Source organism: Escherichia sp. UTM R2 (assembly GCF_048593455.1).
In the GTDB taxonomy this organism is placed as follows: domain Bacteria; phylum Pseudomonadota; class Gammaproteobacteria; order Enterobacterales; family Enterobacteriaceae; genus Escherichia; species Escherichia coli.
On sequence record NZ_JBFWDY010000002.1, the window covers coordinates 3,442,568 to 3,458,104 of the forward strand.

The 15,537-nt window shown below is 49.6% G+C and carries 16 protein-coding genes; 4 read left to right on the top strand and 12 right to left on the bottom strand.

Translation table 11 applies throughout. The features are described from left to right. Positions 1 to 16: 16 nt before the first annotated feature. Both aroL and AB4H76_RS17525 read right to left on the bottom strand, forming a co-directional pair. A complete protein-coding gene (gene aroL, locus AB4H76_RS17520) occupies positions 17 to 541 on the bottom strand; it encodes a shikimate kinase AroL (RefSeq protein ID WP_000193393.1) in 525 nt (174 codons plus the stop codon). Between the two features lie 176 nt (positions 542 to 717). Then, the gene (locus AB4H76_RS17525; RefSeq protein ID WP_000158153.1) at positions 718 to 1,182 is read right to left on the bottom strand and encodes a YaiI/YqxD family protein; all 465 of its coding nucleotides are present in this window, start codon (positions 1,180 to 1,182) and stop codon (positions 718 to 720) included. A gap of 119 nt (positions 1,183 to 1,301) precedes the next feature. Between AB4H76_RS17525 and proC the strand changes: the two genes are divergently transcribed. Beyond that, the gene (proC, locus tag AB4H76_RS17530) at positions 1,302 to 2,111 is read left to right on the top strand and encodes a pyrroline-5-carboxylate reductase (protein ID WP_001295331.1); all 810 of its coding nucleotides are present in this window, start codon (positions 1,302 to 1,304) and stop codon (positions 2,109 to 2,111) included. 16 nt (positions 2,112 to 2,127) lie between these two features. Here the strand turns inward: proC and adrA are convergent, their stop codons facing one another. The 5 genes from adrA to AB4H76_RS17555 form a co-directional block, all read right to left on the bottom strand. Beyond that, on the bottom strand, positions 2,128 to 3,243 hold the full coding sequence (gene adrA / locus AB4H76_RS17535; RefSeq protein WP_000484048.1) for a diguanylate cyclase AdrA: 1,116 nt from the start codon (positions 3,241 to 3,243) through the stop codon (positions 2,128 to 2,130). 102 nt (positions 3,244 to 3,345) lie between these two features. Continuing rightward, complete coding sequence (gene psiF, locus AB4H76_RS17540) at positions 3,346 to 3,666, bottom strand: phosphate starvation-inducible protein PsiF (protein WP_001295332.1); 321 nt, start codon at positions 3,664 to 3,666, stop codon at positions 3,346 to 3,348. 118 nt (positions 3,667 to 3,784) lie between these two features. After that, positions 3,785 to 5,200 (bottom strand): alkaline phosphatase, encoded by a 1,416-nt coding sequence (phoA, locus tag AB4H76_RS17545; RefSeq protein ID WP_001351635.1) that lies wholly within the window; start codon positions 5,198 to 5,200, stop codon positions 3,785 to 3,787. A 100-nt stretch (positions 5,201 to 5,300) separates the two neighbouring features. Beyond that, a complete protein-coding gene (gene iraP, locus AB4H76_RS17550) occupies positions 5,301 to 5,561 on the bottom strand; it encodes an anti-adapter protein IraP (protein ID WP_000792970.1) in 261 nt (86 codons plus the stop codon). Between the two features lie 181 nt (positions 5,562 to 5,742). After that, positions 5,743 to 5,946 (bottom strand): hypothetical protein, encoded by a 204-nt coding sequence (locus AB4H76_RS17555; protein WP_001300163.1) that lies wholly within the window; start codon positions 5,944 to 5,946, stop codon positions 5,743 to 5,745. 77 nt (positions 5,947 to 6,023) lie between these two features. Between AB4H76_RS17555 and ddlA the strand changes: the two genes are divergently transcribed. Beyond that, positions 6,024 to 7,118 carry a D-alanine--D-alanine ligase gene (gene ddlA / locus AB4H76_RS17560; RefSeq protein WP_000413677.1) on the top strand — a complete coding sequence of 365 codons (1,095 nt, stop codon included), beginning with the start codon at positions 6,024 to 6,026 and terminating at the stop codon, positions 7,116 to 7,118. A 23-nt stretch (positions 7,119 to 7,141) separates the two neighbouring features. On the opposite strand, the gene AB4H76_RS17565 is transcribed toward ddlA, so the two are convergent. Then, positions 7,142 to 7,354, bottom strand: a complete 213-nt coding sequence (locus AB4H76_RS17565; protein ID WP_001295334.1) for a DUF2754 domain-containing protein — start codon at positions 7,352 to 7,354, stop codon at positions 7,142 to 7,144. A gap of 259 nt (positions 7,355 to 7,613) precedes the next feature. Between AB4H76_RS17565 and AB4H76_RS17570 the strand changes: the two genes are divergently transcribed. Beyond that, complete coding sequence (locus AB4H76_RS17570) at positions 7,614 to 7,922, top strand: YaiY family protein (RefSeq protein ID WP_000763151.1); 309 nt, start codon at positions 7,614 to 7,616, stop codon at positions 7,920 to 7,922. A 58-nt stretch (positions 7,923 to 7,980) separates the two neighbouring features. Here the strand turns inward: AB4H76_RS17570 and yaiW are convergent, their stop codons facing one another. Both yaiW and sbmA read right to left on the bottom strand, forming a co-directional pair. Next, the gene (yaiW, locus tag AB4H76_RS17575) at positions 7,981 to 9,075 is read right to left on the bottom strand and encodes a surface-exposed outer membrane lipoprotein YaiW (RefSeq protein ID WP_000092069.1); all 1,095 of its coding nucleotides are present in this window, start codon (positions 9,073 to 9,075) and stop codon (positions 7,981 to 7,983) included. Between the two features lie 12 nt (positions 9,076 to 9,087). After that, complete coding sequence (gene sbmA, locus AB4H76_RS17580; protein ID WP_000477009.1) at positions 9,088 to 10,308, bottom strand: peptide antibiotic transporter SbmA; 1,221 nt, start codon at positions 10,306 to 10,308, stop codon at positions 9,088 to 9,090. A 351-nt stretch (positions 10,309 to 10,659) separates the two neighbouring features. Between sbmA and ampH the strand changes: the two genes are divergently transcribed. After that, on the top strand, positions 10,660 to 11,817 hold the full coding sequence (ampH, locus tag AB4H76_RS17585) for a D-alanyl-D-alanine-carboxypeptidase/endopeptidase AmpH (protein ID WP_000830738.1): 1,158 nt from the start codon (positions 10,660 to 10,662) through the stop codon (positions 11,815 to 11,817). Here ampH and iprA read toward each other — a convergent pair whose 3' ends face one another. Together iprA and ehaB are read right to left on the bottom strand one after the other, a co-directional pair. Continuing rightward, positions 11,818 to 12,441, bottom strand: coding sequence for a hydrogen peroxide resistance inhibitor IprA (gene iprA, locus AB4H76_RS17590; RefSeq protein WP_001295817.1), 624 nt, complete (start codon positions 12,439 to 12,441; stop codon positions 11,818 to 11,820). It abuts the gene before it with no gap. A gap of 87 nt (positions 12,442 to 12,528) precedes the next feature. Further along, positions 12,529 to 15,507: an autotransporter adhesin EhaB gene (ehaB, locus tag AB4H76_RS17595; protein WP_032237794.1), complete on the bottom strand. Its 2,979-nt coding sequence runs from the start codon at positions 15,505 to 15,507 to the stop codon at positions 12,529 to 12,531. Between the last annotated feature and the right edge of the window lie 30 nt (positions 15,508 to 15,537).

Consider the following 15,537-nt stretch of genomic DNA (forward strand, 5'->3'; position numbering starts at 1 on the left):
TATAGGCGCTCGAAAATCAACAATTGATCGTCTGTGCCAGGGCGCTACGAATTTCAGAAATCACCTGGCTGGGTTCGTTTGTTGCGTCGATGATAATATGCGCAACTTCGCGATATAGCGCATCGCGTTCTTCCAGCACTTCCTGAACTTCTTCGCTCAGCGGTTTTCCCGTTAAGGTTGGCCGTAAATCTTCTTCCGGTGCAGCTTGCAGTCGGTTAACCAGGACTGATACTGGCGCACACAAATAAACCACGATCCCGTTATTTTGCATGAAGTGACGATTAAATTCCGTCAGAATAATGCCGCCGCCTGTAGCGATAACGGTGGATGGCGCAGTTACCGCTTCCAGCGCCGCCGTTTCTCTGGCGCGAAATCCCGCCCACTCTTCCCTTTCGACGATCTCCGCGACCGTCATATTGAGCTGTGATTGCAACCACTGATCGGTATCGACAAACCGACGGTTAAGCGAATCGGCAAGGGCCATTCCGACCGTTGTTTTACCACAGCCCCGAGGCCCGATCAGAAAAAGAGGTTGTGTCATCGTGGGTTTTCCCCAATAGGTCGCAATGCGGCGAAAGCCGGTGTCATGAGAATAGCGATCATACCATCAAACTAGTACAATTTCGATTGTAAAGGAAAAATTCCACTTAAAGTGAAAATCTCAATACACCCCTTACTATACCAATAAATATTCAAGAATGAATTGTAAATAATAAATTACATTTGGCCGCGACTACGTTGCACTTCCAGCCACCATTTCTCCAGCTCCGCAGCAAAGGCCTGGCGGTCACGTTGTGAAAGACTATCTGGTCCGCCGGTCTGGATCCCACTGGCACGTAAGGTATCCATAAAATCGCGCATCGTCAGGCGCTCACGAATGGTCGCTGGCGTGTAACGTTCGCCGCGCGGATTAATCGCCGCAGCGCCTTTCTCGATGGCTTCAGCAGCCAAAGGTATATCTGCGGTGATCACCAAATCGCCCGCTTCACACTGCCGGACAATTTCGTTATCGGCAACGTCGAAACCTGCCGCGACGCGCAGCGTACGAATAAATCGCGATGGCGGCACGCGTAAACTCTGGTTTGCTACCAGTACCAGCGGCATCTGCATACGTTCCGCCGCGCGATACAAAATCTCTTTAATTACATTGGGACACGCGTCGGCATCCACCCAAATTGTCATAAAGTCATCCTTTGTTGGGTAATCCTCTATTGTGTCGCGCTTTTGCCTTCCGGCATAGTTCTGTTTATGCTTCTGCCAGCGATTATCAAAACAATGAATTTCACGGCAGGAGTGAGGCAATGGAAAAGAAAATCGGTTTTATTGGCTGCGGCAATATGGGAAAAGCCATTCTCGGCGGTCTGATTGCCAGCGGTCAGGTGCTTCCAGGGCAAATCTGGGTATATACCCCCTCCCCGGATAAAGTCGCCGCCCTGCATGACCAGTTCGGCATCAACGCCGCGGAATCGGCGCAAGAAGTGGCGCAAATCGCCGACATCATTTTTGCTGCCGTTAAACCTGGCATCATGATTAAAGTGCTTAGCGAAATCACCTCCAGCCTGAATAAAGACTCTCTGGTCGTTTCTATTGCTGCAGGTGTCACGCTCGACCAACTTGCCCGCGCGCTGGGCCATGACCGGAAAATTATCCGCGCCATGCCGAACACTCCCGCGCTGGTTAATGCAGGGATGACCTCCGTAACGCCAAACGCGCTGGTAACCCCAGAAGATACCGCTGATGTGCTGAATATTTTCCGCTGCTTTGGCGAAGCGGAAGTGATTGCTGAGCCGATGATCCACCCGGTGGTCGGTGTGAGCGGTTCTTCGCCAGCCTACGTATTTATGTTTATCGAAGCGATGGCCGACGCCGCCGTGCTGGGCGGGATGCCACGCGCCCAGGCGTATAAATTTGCCGCTCAGGCAGTAATGGGTTCCGCAAAAATGGTGCTGGAAACGGGAGAACATCCGGGGGCACTGAAAGATATGGTCTGCTCACCGGGAGGCACCACCATTGAAGCGGTACGCGTACTGGAAGAGAAAGGCTTCCGTGCCGCAGTGATCGAAGCGATGACGAAGTGTATGGAAAAATCAGAAAAACTCAGCAAATCCTGATGACTTTCGCCGGACGTCAGGCCGCCACTTCGGTGCGGTTACGTCCGGCTTTCTTTGCTTTGTAAAGCGCCAAATCTGCCGATTTCAACCACTCACGATAGTGACTCATTTGTGGGTTCAGCGGCGCAACCCCCACACTAATCCGTAAAGTTACCTGTGGCGTATTCGGCAAACGTAATGTATTTAGCCCTTCATGCACTCGTAACATGGCGGTAATAGCGCTCTCAGCTGGCGTACCGGACATGATTACTGCAAACTCATCGCCGCCAAACCGACCAATCACATCGCTACCGCGCAGGGTAATTTGTAACTGTCGGGTAAGCGCCACTATCGCTTCATCGCCCACATCATGGCCCCAGGTATCGTTGATGCTCTTGAAATGGTCGATATCGATAATCAGTAACGTTGCATCGCGATTATGCCGCCGACAGTTATCAAATTCATTGCGTAACATAGTTTCCCAATGACGTCGGTTATACACGCCCGTCATGCCGTCGCGGGTACTCATGACCTGCAACCTGCGTTTATGTTCCGCCAGTTTGGTTGCCGTCTGGTAGCTGACCCAGCCAAACAGCAGAGGATAAATGACAATAATGGGAAGGGAGAGCCACCATTCCAGCGGCGCACTATTGAACGACACGGTAATGCCCGTCAGCTCGAGGGTGACAAGGCAGGAAACCACCATCAACACCAGACCCGCGACAAACAGACGGGGGCCGCCTGCCCCCATCAAATTCAGACACATAATCATCAACATCGCGGTGGAAGGCAGCACGTTTACGCCCATTACGCCTACCCACATTCCCGCTAATACTGCATCGGTTTTTAAGTTGTAAATTTCCCGGCTAAGCGGATCGACGGCCCTGCTCGCTATCTGCCAGGCTAAATGCGGCCAGACGAACGCCCAGCCGACCAACACCAGCCACCACCAGCCCGGCGGCGGGTGCGAAACCAGCGTTGAAGCAATCGGTAAGAACATGCCAGCCAGGCCAACCGCACGGGGTAGTCTGACGCGACGGGCGAAGCGCAGCCCGGACCGCTGATGTTCGTTTTGAGGAGTTAAAGGAGGTTCCTCCCCATGCGCCGCCGCTTTTTTGAAAAAGTTTTCATCATTCATTATTTTTGGGAACATTCAGAAACAATTTTCCCGAAATTATAGAGACGGGGCTAAAGGCAGAAGTATGAAATTTCGGGTGAGCCACTTTCGTAGCTCACCCGTTAGCACTATCAGGTATCAGGCGGCTTTCTTGAGGCAGGCACTCATAAACTTATTACGATCATCACCTTTCAGAGATTGTTGCGTTGCTTGATTATTACATTCGCGCATCTTTTGCTGCTGTGGCGTCAAACTTTTTTCACCAGGCGCAGACTTGCTGTTCTTCAGGCAATCACTCATGTAGGTCTTACGAGCATCCCCTTTCAACGCCTGCGCCGTCGCCTGCTGATTACAGGAGGTCATACGCTGTTGTTGCGGGGTTAAGGTTCTCTCGGCAGCGCCGACGGTGGTTAAAAAAACCAGTCCGAAAAGCAAGGTAACCAGTAATGTTATTTTCATAGCACCATCCCTCTTCATGTTTTAACCATGAGCGTTTGCGCCCGTGATCTGCCATTAAGTCTGGTTGCTAACAGCAAAAAAACCACCCGACAGCGAAAATTCACCGCCGGGCGCGGTTTTATTTCAGCCCCAGGGCGGCTTTCATGGTGTAGAAGAGATCGGTCTGGTCGGTCAGTCCAACGACATTGGCGGCATGTGGGCCATACGCCGCAATACGCAGCTGACTACCGGTATGTTCTTGTGAATCCTCTTCGGAGTTCCCGTAACTCATCACCATCACTGCGCCATCTTTGGTATTTAGCGCCTGGGTGAGGCCCGGCGCTTTGGTGTCCGGCGCAACAATCTGGCTGGCGTGGGCGTGATCAGCGGTGACTATGACCAGCGTGTTGCCATCCTTTTTAGCGAATTCCAGCGCCCGTTGTACGGCTTCGTCGAGATCGACCGTCTCGCCAATTTGCCCACAAGGATTCGCAGCGTGATCCTGTTTATCGATTGATGCACCTTCAACTTGCAGGAAAAAGCCTTTCTCATTTTTACTCAACAATTCAATGGCTTTATCAGTCATCTGCGCCAGGGTCGGTACGCTGTCATTACGTTGCGGATTAGGCGTACAGGTAACTGCGGGCTTGTCGATATTGCCGTGGTACGTTGCTTTCGGTCCTTGCCAGCGCACTGGCATATTGCCGTCAGCAAACAGTCCTAGCAGGGGTTTTTGCTGGTTCGCTTCCGTCACCGCATTCAGTGAGGCAGCATCGCTCACCAACTGATAACCACGCGCCTGTGCCTGTTCACGCAGCGTTTTTCCCTGCCATTCACCGGCGGTTGCCGTTTCAGCAAAGGTTTTTGCGCCGCCGCCAAGCGTAACATCGGCACGAGCGTTAAGCAGCTGTTCGGTAATCGATCCTCTCCCGCCTTTTTCTAGCGCGTTACCCGGACATTTTTCACTGGTCGCGCTCGGACCGTAGCATTTGCGCGAGGTCACATGTGCCACCAGCGCAGCGGGCGTGGCATCCTGCAACTCTGCGGTAGAAACGTTACCGGTCGCCAGACCTGCGGCTTTTGCCATTTCCAGAATCGTTGGGTGATCTTTTTCGTGAATATCGACGCCCAGCGCGCCGTTATAGGTTTTGACACCGGTTGACCAGGCGGTTGCTGATGCAGCCGAGTCGGTGACGTAGTCCGGTTTGCCGGTTTTTTTATTCAGCGCATAGTGAGTGTATTGCCCGGTAAGCGGTAAGGCATCGATACCTTTAAAAAAGCCGCCCGCACCTTCGGCATAATTACGTGCGGCAGTAATTTCCGAATCCCCCATCCCATCGCCAATCAGCAAAATAATATTTTTTGCAGGTTTATCGCTAAGAGAATCACGCAGAGCGGCGGTCTGATCACCCGTTAAGCGGCGAGCACCGCCGGGTGCAGTAATATCGCCCTGAGCAGCCCGGTTTTCCAGAACAGGCATTTCTGGTGTCCGGGCTTTTGTCACAGGGGTAAACAGTAACGGTAAGAGTGCCAGTGCAATAGTGCTTTGTTTCACTTTATTTTCTCCATGTACAAATACATTAAAAAATAAAAACAAAGCGACTATAAGTCTCGGCCGTGACAACTTTATGACAGCTGTTGAAAAGATTAACTTTTTACTGACGAGGATGCTTCAATAACTTCTTTACGTAATCGCGCAGCAGCTCCGTATCGTCGTCAGGAATGCTGGCATCGGGCTTTACCTCGTACAGCGCCCCCTCTACCTGATCAATCAACCGCTGTTGGTCATTTTGCGCCATATTGCGAAGCATTGCAGTGACGATAATCTCCAAAGCTTCTACCTGCGCACACAGTTCTTTCGACTCTTCTTCTTTTTGGGCAAGCTTAAATAACAACTCAGCAATGAGATTTTTCATGTCTGTATTTCCTTATCCAAAGTATGGAGAAGTTAACATTATGTTTCACAACTTCATAGTGTCTGGAAGTATTATTTTTATGACAAAGGAAATACTTTGCGCAAATATTTTTTGTTTGATTACCAGCGAAACGTTTCTCTTATTTAAATAACTACCCACACAAAATATAGGCTTTTAATTATCAACCTTTATTATAAATAAAAGTTATGAAATATATTCTCTTCGTTAACTTATAATTAAGAGAAAAAAACTCACCGCATGGCCATTTAAGCCAGGAATAAATTAGCTTCCCGTTCATCATTTTTGTGATCTTGCGCACATCTTTGAGATAACGCACTTTCTTCACCAGTACGTTGCACGCTTTGTCAGCAGAAGATTGCAACAATCTTTCAGAAGGCCGCGAATCCCCCGTTTTGTCGTGGTAATGTATGCACTTTGTGTTAGACGGGATAGGTTTTTAAGATGGAAAAACTGCGGGTAGGAATCGTTTTTGGTGGTAAATCAGCGGAACATGAAGTGTCTCTGCAATCGGCAAAAAACATTGTCGATGCCATTGATAAAAGTCGCTTCGACGTTGTGCTGCTGGGCATTGATAAACAAGGGCAATGGCACGTCAGCGATGCCAGCAATTATCTGCTAAATGCAGACGATCCTGCCCATATTGCGTTGCGCCCTTCGGCGACCAGCCTTGCGCAGGTGCCAGGTAAACATGAGCATCAGCTTATCGACGCGCAAAACGGTCAGCCGTTGCCGACGGTGGATGTCATTTTCCCGATTGTCCACGGTACGCTGGGCGAAGATGGTTCCTTGCAGGGAATGCTGCGGGTCGCCAATTTACCGTTTGTAGGTTCTGATGTTCTGGCTTCAGCAGCCTGTATGGATAAAGATGTCACCAAACGTCTGCTACGCGATGCCGGGCTGAACATTGCGCCATTTATTACCCTGACGCGCGCTAATCGTCACAACATCAGTTTTGCCGAAGTGGAGTCTAAACTGGGGTTACCACTGTTTGTAAAACCGGCTAATCAGGGCTCTTCTGTTGGTGTCAGCAAAGTAACCAGTGAAGAACAGTACGCAATTGCCGTCGATCTGGCGTTCGAATTCGATCATAAAGTGATCGTTGAGCAAGGGATCAAAGGTCGTGAGATCGAATGCGCAGTTCTGGGCAACGACAACCCGCAAGCCAGCACCTGTGGCGAGATCGTACTCACCAGCGACTTCTATGCCTACGACACCAAGTACATTGACGAAGATGGCGCGAAAGTGGTAGTTCCGGCAGCCATTGCGCCAGAAATCAACGATAAGATCCGGGCGATTGCCGTTCAGGCTTATCAAACGTTGGGATGCGCAGGCATGGCGCGTGTAGACGTGTTTTTAACCCCAGAAAACGAAGTGGTGATCAACGAGATCAACACACTGCCTGGCTTCACCAACATCAGTATGTATCCGAAGCTGTGGCAAGCCAGCGGTCTGGGTTACACCGATCTGATCACGCGTTTGATTGAGCTGGCGCTGGAGCGTCACGCTGCGGATAACGCATTGAAAACCACAATGTAATATTTTAACGCCCGATAATATTCTTATTGGGCGTTTTCAGTTTCTTCATCGCGACGACGAATAATCAACCCCGCCAGCCAGAAACTAATCACCCACGTCACCAGACCGACGGCATAGGTCTGCCAACCTTTTGCTTCAAATCCCAGTAACCCCACCACGCCATTAAGAATGAATATAAGGCCAATGGCGAACGCATAGTAGTGCCAGTCACGGCGGATTTTTACAGGCAGATTCATGGCAGCTCCGTTAACGAAAAACAACATCCTTGCATATTCTGTAACAACCGTCTGTGGTGTAGACAACATTTTCGTAATTGTTAATAAATTTAACTTAAGGTTGCCATTTTGTGACTCACAACGAAGATTCACGCTTCGGGAATATTCCCAACATCAATTTACCATGATTCTGATATTGACAATCTAAATGACCTGTCAGACTTGCCATAAGCCGCTGGTATCACACCAGAAGAGAAGCAGATGACTTCCGGAGGTTTTTATGGCTGATTTCACCCTGTCAAAATCGCTGTTTAGCGGAAAATATCGCAATGCCTCTTCAACGCCTGGCAACATTGCCTATGCGTTGTTTGTGCTGTTTTGCTTTTGGGCTGGGGCGCAATTGCTGAACCTGTTAGTGCATGCGCCCGGCGTCTATGAGCGTTTAATGCAGGTCCAGGAAACAGGTCGCCCACGGGTGGAAATTGGTTTAGGTGTCGGCACCATTTTCGGGCTGATCCCGTTTTTAGTAGGCTGCCTCATTTTTGCAGTGGTGGCGCTATGGCTGCACTGGCGACATCGCCGCCAGTAAGATTTACGTTGCCAGATACGGCCTAAAACGCCTTATCTGGCATGACATTCCTGTTTGATCACTGTTTCATACAACGCGCCCGCCGTTCGTCTACGCGCTTCGCAAACCAGGCCGTAGTCAGGTTGCGGGTGATTTTCGGGCTTTCCAGTTGAATGCCAGGCAACATTTCGCGGGGTAGTGATTTACCCGTTTTCGCTTCGGCAAGTTGATAAACTTTCTTGTACAGCGCCGTCTCCTCAAAAGAGAAGCTGTCACCTTTCTCTAACTGACGGCGAATTTCGCTGTCGCTCATCCCCAGTTTTCCCGCCAGTTTGCGCGTTGCCAGTTCGGTTTTCCCGGGTTCTTTACTGTCGTAACGAATTAAATCACCGTCCAGTGCCAGCTTCACGCCGCTGGCCTTACTGACTGCGTTCTGAAACGCGGCATTACGGCTGGCGTACCAGCCAGCGTTAAAATCAGCAAAGCGGTATATCGGTGCGCTATAGCTGGCGGGATAATTCAGTAAATGGTAAGTACCAAACCACAACCCGCCGCGGCGACTGAAGACTTCCTGACGAACTGTACCGTCCATTTTCCACGGATACCCTTTGGTATGCTGTTCGGCAAAAGCAATGCTGACCTGCATCGGCCCACCGGTGCGCACCGGATTAAGCGAACCAAACAGCGTCTGCCCCATTGGTACCATGCTGATCAGATCGTCAAAAATCGCGCTCAATTGCTTTTCTGTACGCACCGAATCTAACCGTTCGCTATAACTTTTGCCGTTTGGCGATTTGATTTTTAGCGCGGTATGAACCAGAAAAGCAGGAATGTGCATCCGTTCAGCACGACGGTCAATCTCTTGCCAGGCGATCTTGCTTAAGCCCGGAACGGCCGGATCTGCCTGATAATTTGACTCCTGCTGCGCCACCGCCAGCACCGAGCAGACGTTTTCCAGCGTCGGTGCCAGCCCCTGACTTTCAAAGGTGGTGGCGAGATCTTTCGCCCAGGCATCGCGGTCTTTCACGCTCGCAGGCATCTTCTGCCGCACGACGCTCGCCACATCTATCGCTTTTTCGCCCTTTTTCAACGGTTGCGGAGCCTGACTACTACACCCCGCTAAAACCAGAACCGCCAACAATGACAGCGAAGATAGAGGATTGACGCGCGACATTACTTCTCCTTTTTAGCTCAAGGTATGGGTTACTTCCTGAATTTTGTCACCATCCAGTTCATGTTCAAAGCTGCGCAGACGTTTGTAGATAGACATCAACTCAACCAGTGTGGTCCATGAGTTAATCAGGTACTGGAAAGCACCGCGAACCTGACCAAAAACGTTGGTAATCTGCGTCATCAGGCCGAGCGTAATCGTACCGGCAACAATTGACGGAAACAGCAAGAACAAACCGAAAACGTTATCGACCTGCAAATAGAGAATGCGGGCGATGTTGAAATACATATAGTGAAAATAGAGGCGGAAATAGTTTTTCCGCACGGCGCTAAACAGCTCGCGTACCGTAGGCGGCGTCGCACGCGTGGCATCGTCTTCACCATAAACCAGCTCTTTACGGTAGGCGGCCTCTACTCGCTGGTTTTTAAACTCCAGCCCCGGCAGTTTGATCCCTACCACTGCCAGCAATCCGGTCCCCATCAGCGACCAGACGATAGCGGCAATCACCAGACCATACGGAATGTGCCCGATAATCGGCAGCTCCGGCACATGCGTGGAGAGCGTTACCAGCACCGGCAGGAAGGCGATCAACGTCATGATGGCGTTGATAAAACTGACGCCCATATTCTCCAGCGTTGAAGCAAAACGCATGGTGTCTTCCTGCACACGCTGTGCGGCCCCTTCGATATGACGCAGTTGTTGCCAGTTCGCCATGTAATATTCGTTCATCGCCGTACGCCAGCGGAACACGTAGTGACTGACAAAGAAGTTGTTCAGCACACTGATCACCACAGCGATCAGCGCAATCCCCAGAAAGACGCCCACTTCGCGGTAAAATTGTTCGATAGTGACTTTATGCGGCGAACTTAGCGCGGTTTGAATCAGATCATAGAACGGTGCATACCAGGCGTTGACGGCGACCCCGACTTCCACCAAAAACCAGGTGACGAAGATGATCAGTGCAGTACCGAGTATTGACCAGTATTGCCAACGGTGCGGGCTGTAGATAAACCAGAAAAATGCAAAAAGTCCTACGCAAACAATGTAGTAAGCGTAAAAAATCAGGAAATCCAACGACCAGAAACGCGCGGCGCTAATCGGGATCTGCCCGGAAGCGCCAGTGATACGCGCCACCCAGTCTCCCCCACCGGCTTGCCAGAAGATAACGGCAATCAATGCCCAAACAAAGGCCGAGAGAAAAAACGCTCCCGGCTTTGGGAAAAAAGACTTAAACATATGCACTCCTGCTAACTTCTTATCGTTTTAACAACTGCTGTGTATTAACCGCATGACCACTACAAAGCGTCAGCCAAATGAAACCGCCCATTGTGACCCATAGCAAGGTGCTTAGTTCGCCAGCCTGACCATAAGAATTGTTTCGACGGATTTCACAAACCAAAGATTGTTTACATAAGCGGATTAACACGCGCAGGATCACAAATGCAGGCATTGGTGAGCAGGAAAAAGATCGTGTTTACGCGCCGTTACGTTTTTAACACTATTATTGCACTAATTCGCCCTTTGCAATCCATCAATGAGTAGTATAAATACGCTCAGTTACCTTCATTCAATTTATGGACACCACCGTTGAAACGTAGTCTGCTTTTTTCTGCCGTGCTGTGTGCGGCGTCATTGACCTCCGTCCATGCGGCGCAGCCGATCACTGAACCGGAGTTTGCCTCTGATATTGTCGATCGTTATGCCGATCATATTTTTTACGGCAGCGGTGCCACGGGGATGGCGCTGGTTGTTATCGACGGTAACCAGCGCGTCTTTCGTAGTTATGGCGAAACGCGACCTGGTAATAACGTTCGCCCGCAGCTGGATTCGGTCGTGCGTATTGCTTCCCTCACCAAACTAATGACCAGTGAAATGCTGGTGAAATTGCTCGACCAGGGGACCGTAAAGTTAAACGATCCGCTAAGTAAATATGCTCCGCCAGGCGCACGCGTGCCGACCTACAATGGGACGCCCATTACCCTAGTGAATCTGGCAACCCATACCAGCGCCCTGCCCCGTGAACAGCCCGGTGGCGCGGCACATCGTCCGGTGTTTGTCTGGCCAACGCGCGAGCAACGCTGGAAATACCTTTCTACGGCGAAGCTGAAAGCCGCGCCAGGCAGTCAGGCGGCGTACTCTAACCTTGCGTTCGACCTGCTGGCAGATGCACTGGCGAATGCGTCCGGCAAGCCTTATACCCAGTTGTTTGAAGAGCAGATTACCCGTCCATTGGGGATGAAAGACACCACCTACACCCCCTCACCGGATCAGTGCCGCCGTTTAATGGTTGCTGAGCGCGGTGCCAGTCCGTGCAATAACACGCTGGCGGCAATTGGCAGCGGCGGCGTCTATTCCACGCCTGGCGATATGATGCGCTGGATGCAGCAGTATTTGTCATCTGATTTTTATCAGCGCAGTAACCAGGCAGATCGCATGCAGACGTTGATTTATCCGCGCGCGCAGTTTACGAAAGTGATTGGCATGGATGTCCCCGGCAAAGCGGATGCGCTTGGTTTAGGCTGGGTATATATGGCCCCGAAAGAGGGTCGTCCGGGGATTATTCAGAAGACAGGCGGTGGTGGCGGTTTCATTACCTATATGGCGATGATCCCGCAGAAGAATATTGGCGCGTTTGTGGTGGTCACTCGTTCGCCGTTGACGCGCTTTAAAAATATGAGCGATGGCATCAATGATCTGGTGACCGAGCTAAGCGGGAATAAACCGTTGGTTATCCCCGCATCCTGATTAATACTCTGAAGGCAAACGGTTGATAGCGACCAGTTTGCCTTTATTCATTTCGATATAGCCGCCTTTACGCAAAGCAGCGAGAACTTCTGCGACGACAGAACGCGATATGCGTGTACGTTGATGGATATAATTCATCACACCAATACGTGATCGCAATTCTTCATTCCAGTCAATCATTGATAATAATGTTGCGCGGATTTGTTCGTAGGAATTATGCCCAATGAGCTGCACGTCGCGTAATTCCAGAATTCTATTTTGCCAGGCTAACCAGTAAAAAGCGTCTCGCCAGAGTTGATTTTGTTCAATAAGCGTAATGGTTTGTTTGGCTGGTAGATGATATCCCGTACAATTTCCTTCTGATATTAATTTGTATGGTATATCGTTTTTCATTAAACCATCAGCCAGCCCCATAATATAAGGAGCCTGGGTAATACCGATAAGTACGTTTTCTTCTCTACGCAGAGAGATAACTCCCTCTAAAATAACGAAAGTATCTTCGCTATTGACATCACTGGAAAATATAACTTGCTTTTCATTATTAAACTCGAAGCGCGTACCGTATCTGGACAAACATTTATCGAGCTTACCAAATTCCTGAAGAGGTTTAACTACAGATAACATTTGCGCGTCCTTTGCAGTAATGCCCGTCAAATCCTTGACGGGCATTATTTAGATTAAATTACCAGAATTTCTTCGGAGTGAAGAATATTACCAGGTATATTTAACACCCACGTTCGCGGACCAATCTTGATCTACGTCACCACCACCGAGGTAGTTAGCATCGGTATAGGCGCTGAAGTTCTTGGTGAAGCTGAACTGAGTACCCAGACCAACACGTACCGCAGACCCTTCAGTACCGTTATCGATGGAATCACCGTTCACATCGTTATCGTTGTTAGAGTCGTCGTAGACGTAAGCCAGTTTGAAGTACGGAGTCAGAGCCTGGTCTTCGCTGTAGGTGAAGGTATAACCTGCATCTACACCCAGTTCATAACGCATGCTGTCGTAAGACTGACCGTCAACTTTCATGTCGTTGCTCAGCTGGTAGTCATCACCAGACTGGAACAGACCAGAAATGCTGCCGTAAGGAGTCACATAACCAGCATCACCCAGTTTGAAGTCGTAACCGGCTTTCAAGCCGAAGCCCCAAGCGTCGGAGTTGGTGCTACCGTCAACGTAAGTACCGTTGCTCATGGTTGCAGACAGGTCGTTGTTGAAGTGAGAGTAGCTCAAGCTACCATCAACAAAGACGTTGTTCGCGAAGTGAGCAGAAGAGTAGATGTAGGCAGTCTGGCTGTCTTGATCTACCTGACCAGAACGGTCATTCATGTCACCTTTAGCGAAGCCTGCAGCCGCACCGACGATCCACTTAGCGTTGTTACCGTCAATTTTGGTATCAACACCGACCATGATGCCGTTAACATCCTGATCATAGTTGATGGTGCCGTTGTCGCCGTTGAAGTTACCACCGAAGTAGCTTACCCATGCGCCGCCGTTATCAGCCAGGCCATGACGAGAGTTGGTCAGACGAGTACCAACGGTGTCTTGTTCCAGGTTCCAGATATTGGTGTTCGCAGAAGGGATGCTCAGCGCCATGTTAGCGTAGTCGGTCAGCTCCATCTGTTGCAGAACAACGGTGTTACCGCGCTGTTCAGCCTGATAGGTGTATGCACCCAGGTCAGCTTTGTTAGCAGCAGAGAAGGTCGCGTTGCTATTTTTGTCGTTGACGTAGATCAGCTCGTTGCCGTTGTAGTCAGCGATAGAACCAGCACCAGTAGCGTTGTCGATACGAACTTTGTAGTTACCGGTTGCAGCTGCAACATGGTCACCGTTGTTATCAACTTCGTTCTGACCAGCTTCGATAGAAGCAGTGTTGTCGTTATCGCCGTTACCGTTAATGGTCAGGTGACCATCAGAGTTCATTGCGATTAAGCCATAACCGTAGTTTGACTTGGTAGTATCGTTGGTACGGTCGTTGGTCAGGTCTGCATCAAGTACGAAGCGGTTGCTTTCGATGTTGAACACACCAGCGTGAATGTTACCACTGGTATCAGTAGTGCTGGTCAGGTTCAGAGTATCAACCTGCAGAGCATTCGCCGCAGTGTTACCTACATCCAGAATACCGTCGTTAGTCACTTTGATGTTGTTGGCATACAGAGCAGCATCACCTACAGCCCAACCAGCAGAAACTTCATCAGAAATGGTTACGGTACTGTTGTCGACAGTCAGTGAATCAGTTGCAACATGACCATCTTCGTTGATGTTCAGCGCAGAAAGACCTGTCAGAGAGATAGAGTCAGAAATCAGCGTTGAATCAGCAACATTAACAGTTGAACCACTGTTGATGCTCAGAGTATCAATCAGAGAAGTTTTGGTGGTATCCCACTGTGAACCGGTGTTCAGGGTCACATTGAACAGACCGCTCTGGTAAACTTCGTTACCGATGATGTGATCAAATTCGCTGTATTCAGAGTCGCTGTTTTCTACACCAACAGTTGATGAAGGCCACAGGCTGTTAGCTGCGATATCGATCAAAGTTGCAGTTGCTTCGGTGCCTGTACTGGTATCAATAACAACCCCGTTGTCATTGTAAACAGGACCGTAAGCATCTGGCACACCATCATCATTGGTATCAACAGTTAAGTGCGCAGACATTGCCGCACCAACCCACTTGCTGCCATTGTTCAGGGTCAGATCCAGGCGATCAGTACCATCCCAACCGTTAGTATCTACATCACCGTCAGCATCACGATAGCTATCACGACCATGCGGGAAGAAGTTCTCATCAAAGTTACTTGAGAAGAATACATCGCCCATCAGTGTGGAATTATCGAATGTTGCAGTGGTTTGCATTGAGTTATCAGCAGCAGGATGTGCAATAACGGCTAATGCGATATCGTCAGCGTTCCAACCTTTACCATTGTAATCGCTGGCATTACCTGTATTACCGAACCAACCAGTAGTACCTTCATCAGTCCATGAACCAGAGGTCACGGTAGAATCTTTAACAGTGATGGTGTTATTAAACACTTCGCTGCTGTTTACGCCAGTGCTGACAGTGTTGTCGTCAATATCTTCCCACTCATAACCCTGAGTCAGCGTAATACCCGCTACGTGAGAGTTATTAGTGATGGACAGATCAACTTCCTGATCCAGAGTAATAGCAGTACCAATGTTATATACGTTTACAACATGAGTATCAGCGGCATTATTGTAAGTGCCGTTATATGTGTAGTGTTCGTAGTTGTCGTCGATCGTTGAATTATCAACAGTCAGCGCCAGACGGTCATGGTAATAATCATTCGCACGTTCAGCACAATCAGTTGTCATGCACTCGGAATAAATCATACCGTGAATAGTGCTGTTTTTGATTGTCAGACTATTGGCGTTGGTATTGGTAGAAATACCGTCGTCCAGATAGTAGGTAGAAATCACGCCGTTAACAGTAGCGTTATTAATGACCGGGTAGATATCGCCGTTGTAATAACTATCAGCGGCATAGTTGTTCCAGCCTACATAACCATCATAGTAAACGTCATCAGCATAGGTGGCGTCGTTGTAGTGATGGAAAGTATTGTAAGTTTGACCAGAAATATCGTTGGTCGCTGCATTAGCCTGAGAGGTGATAGCCAGAGTGCAAGCCAATGCTAATTGTGATACTACAAGTTTCTTTTTCCAGGAGTGCATTTGTCATCCCTCCTCAGGGACGTAATAAGT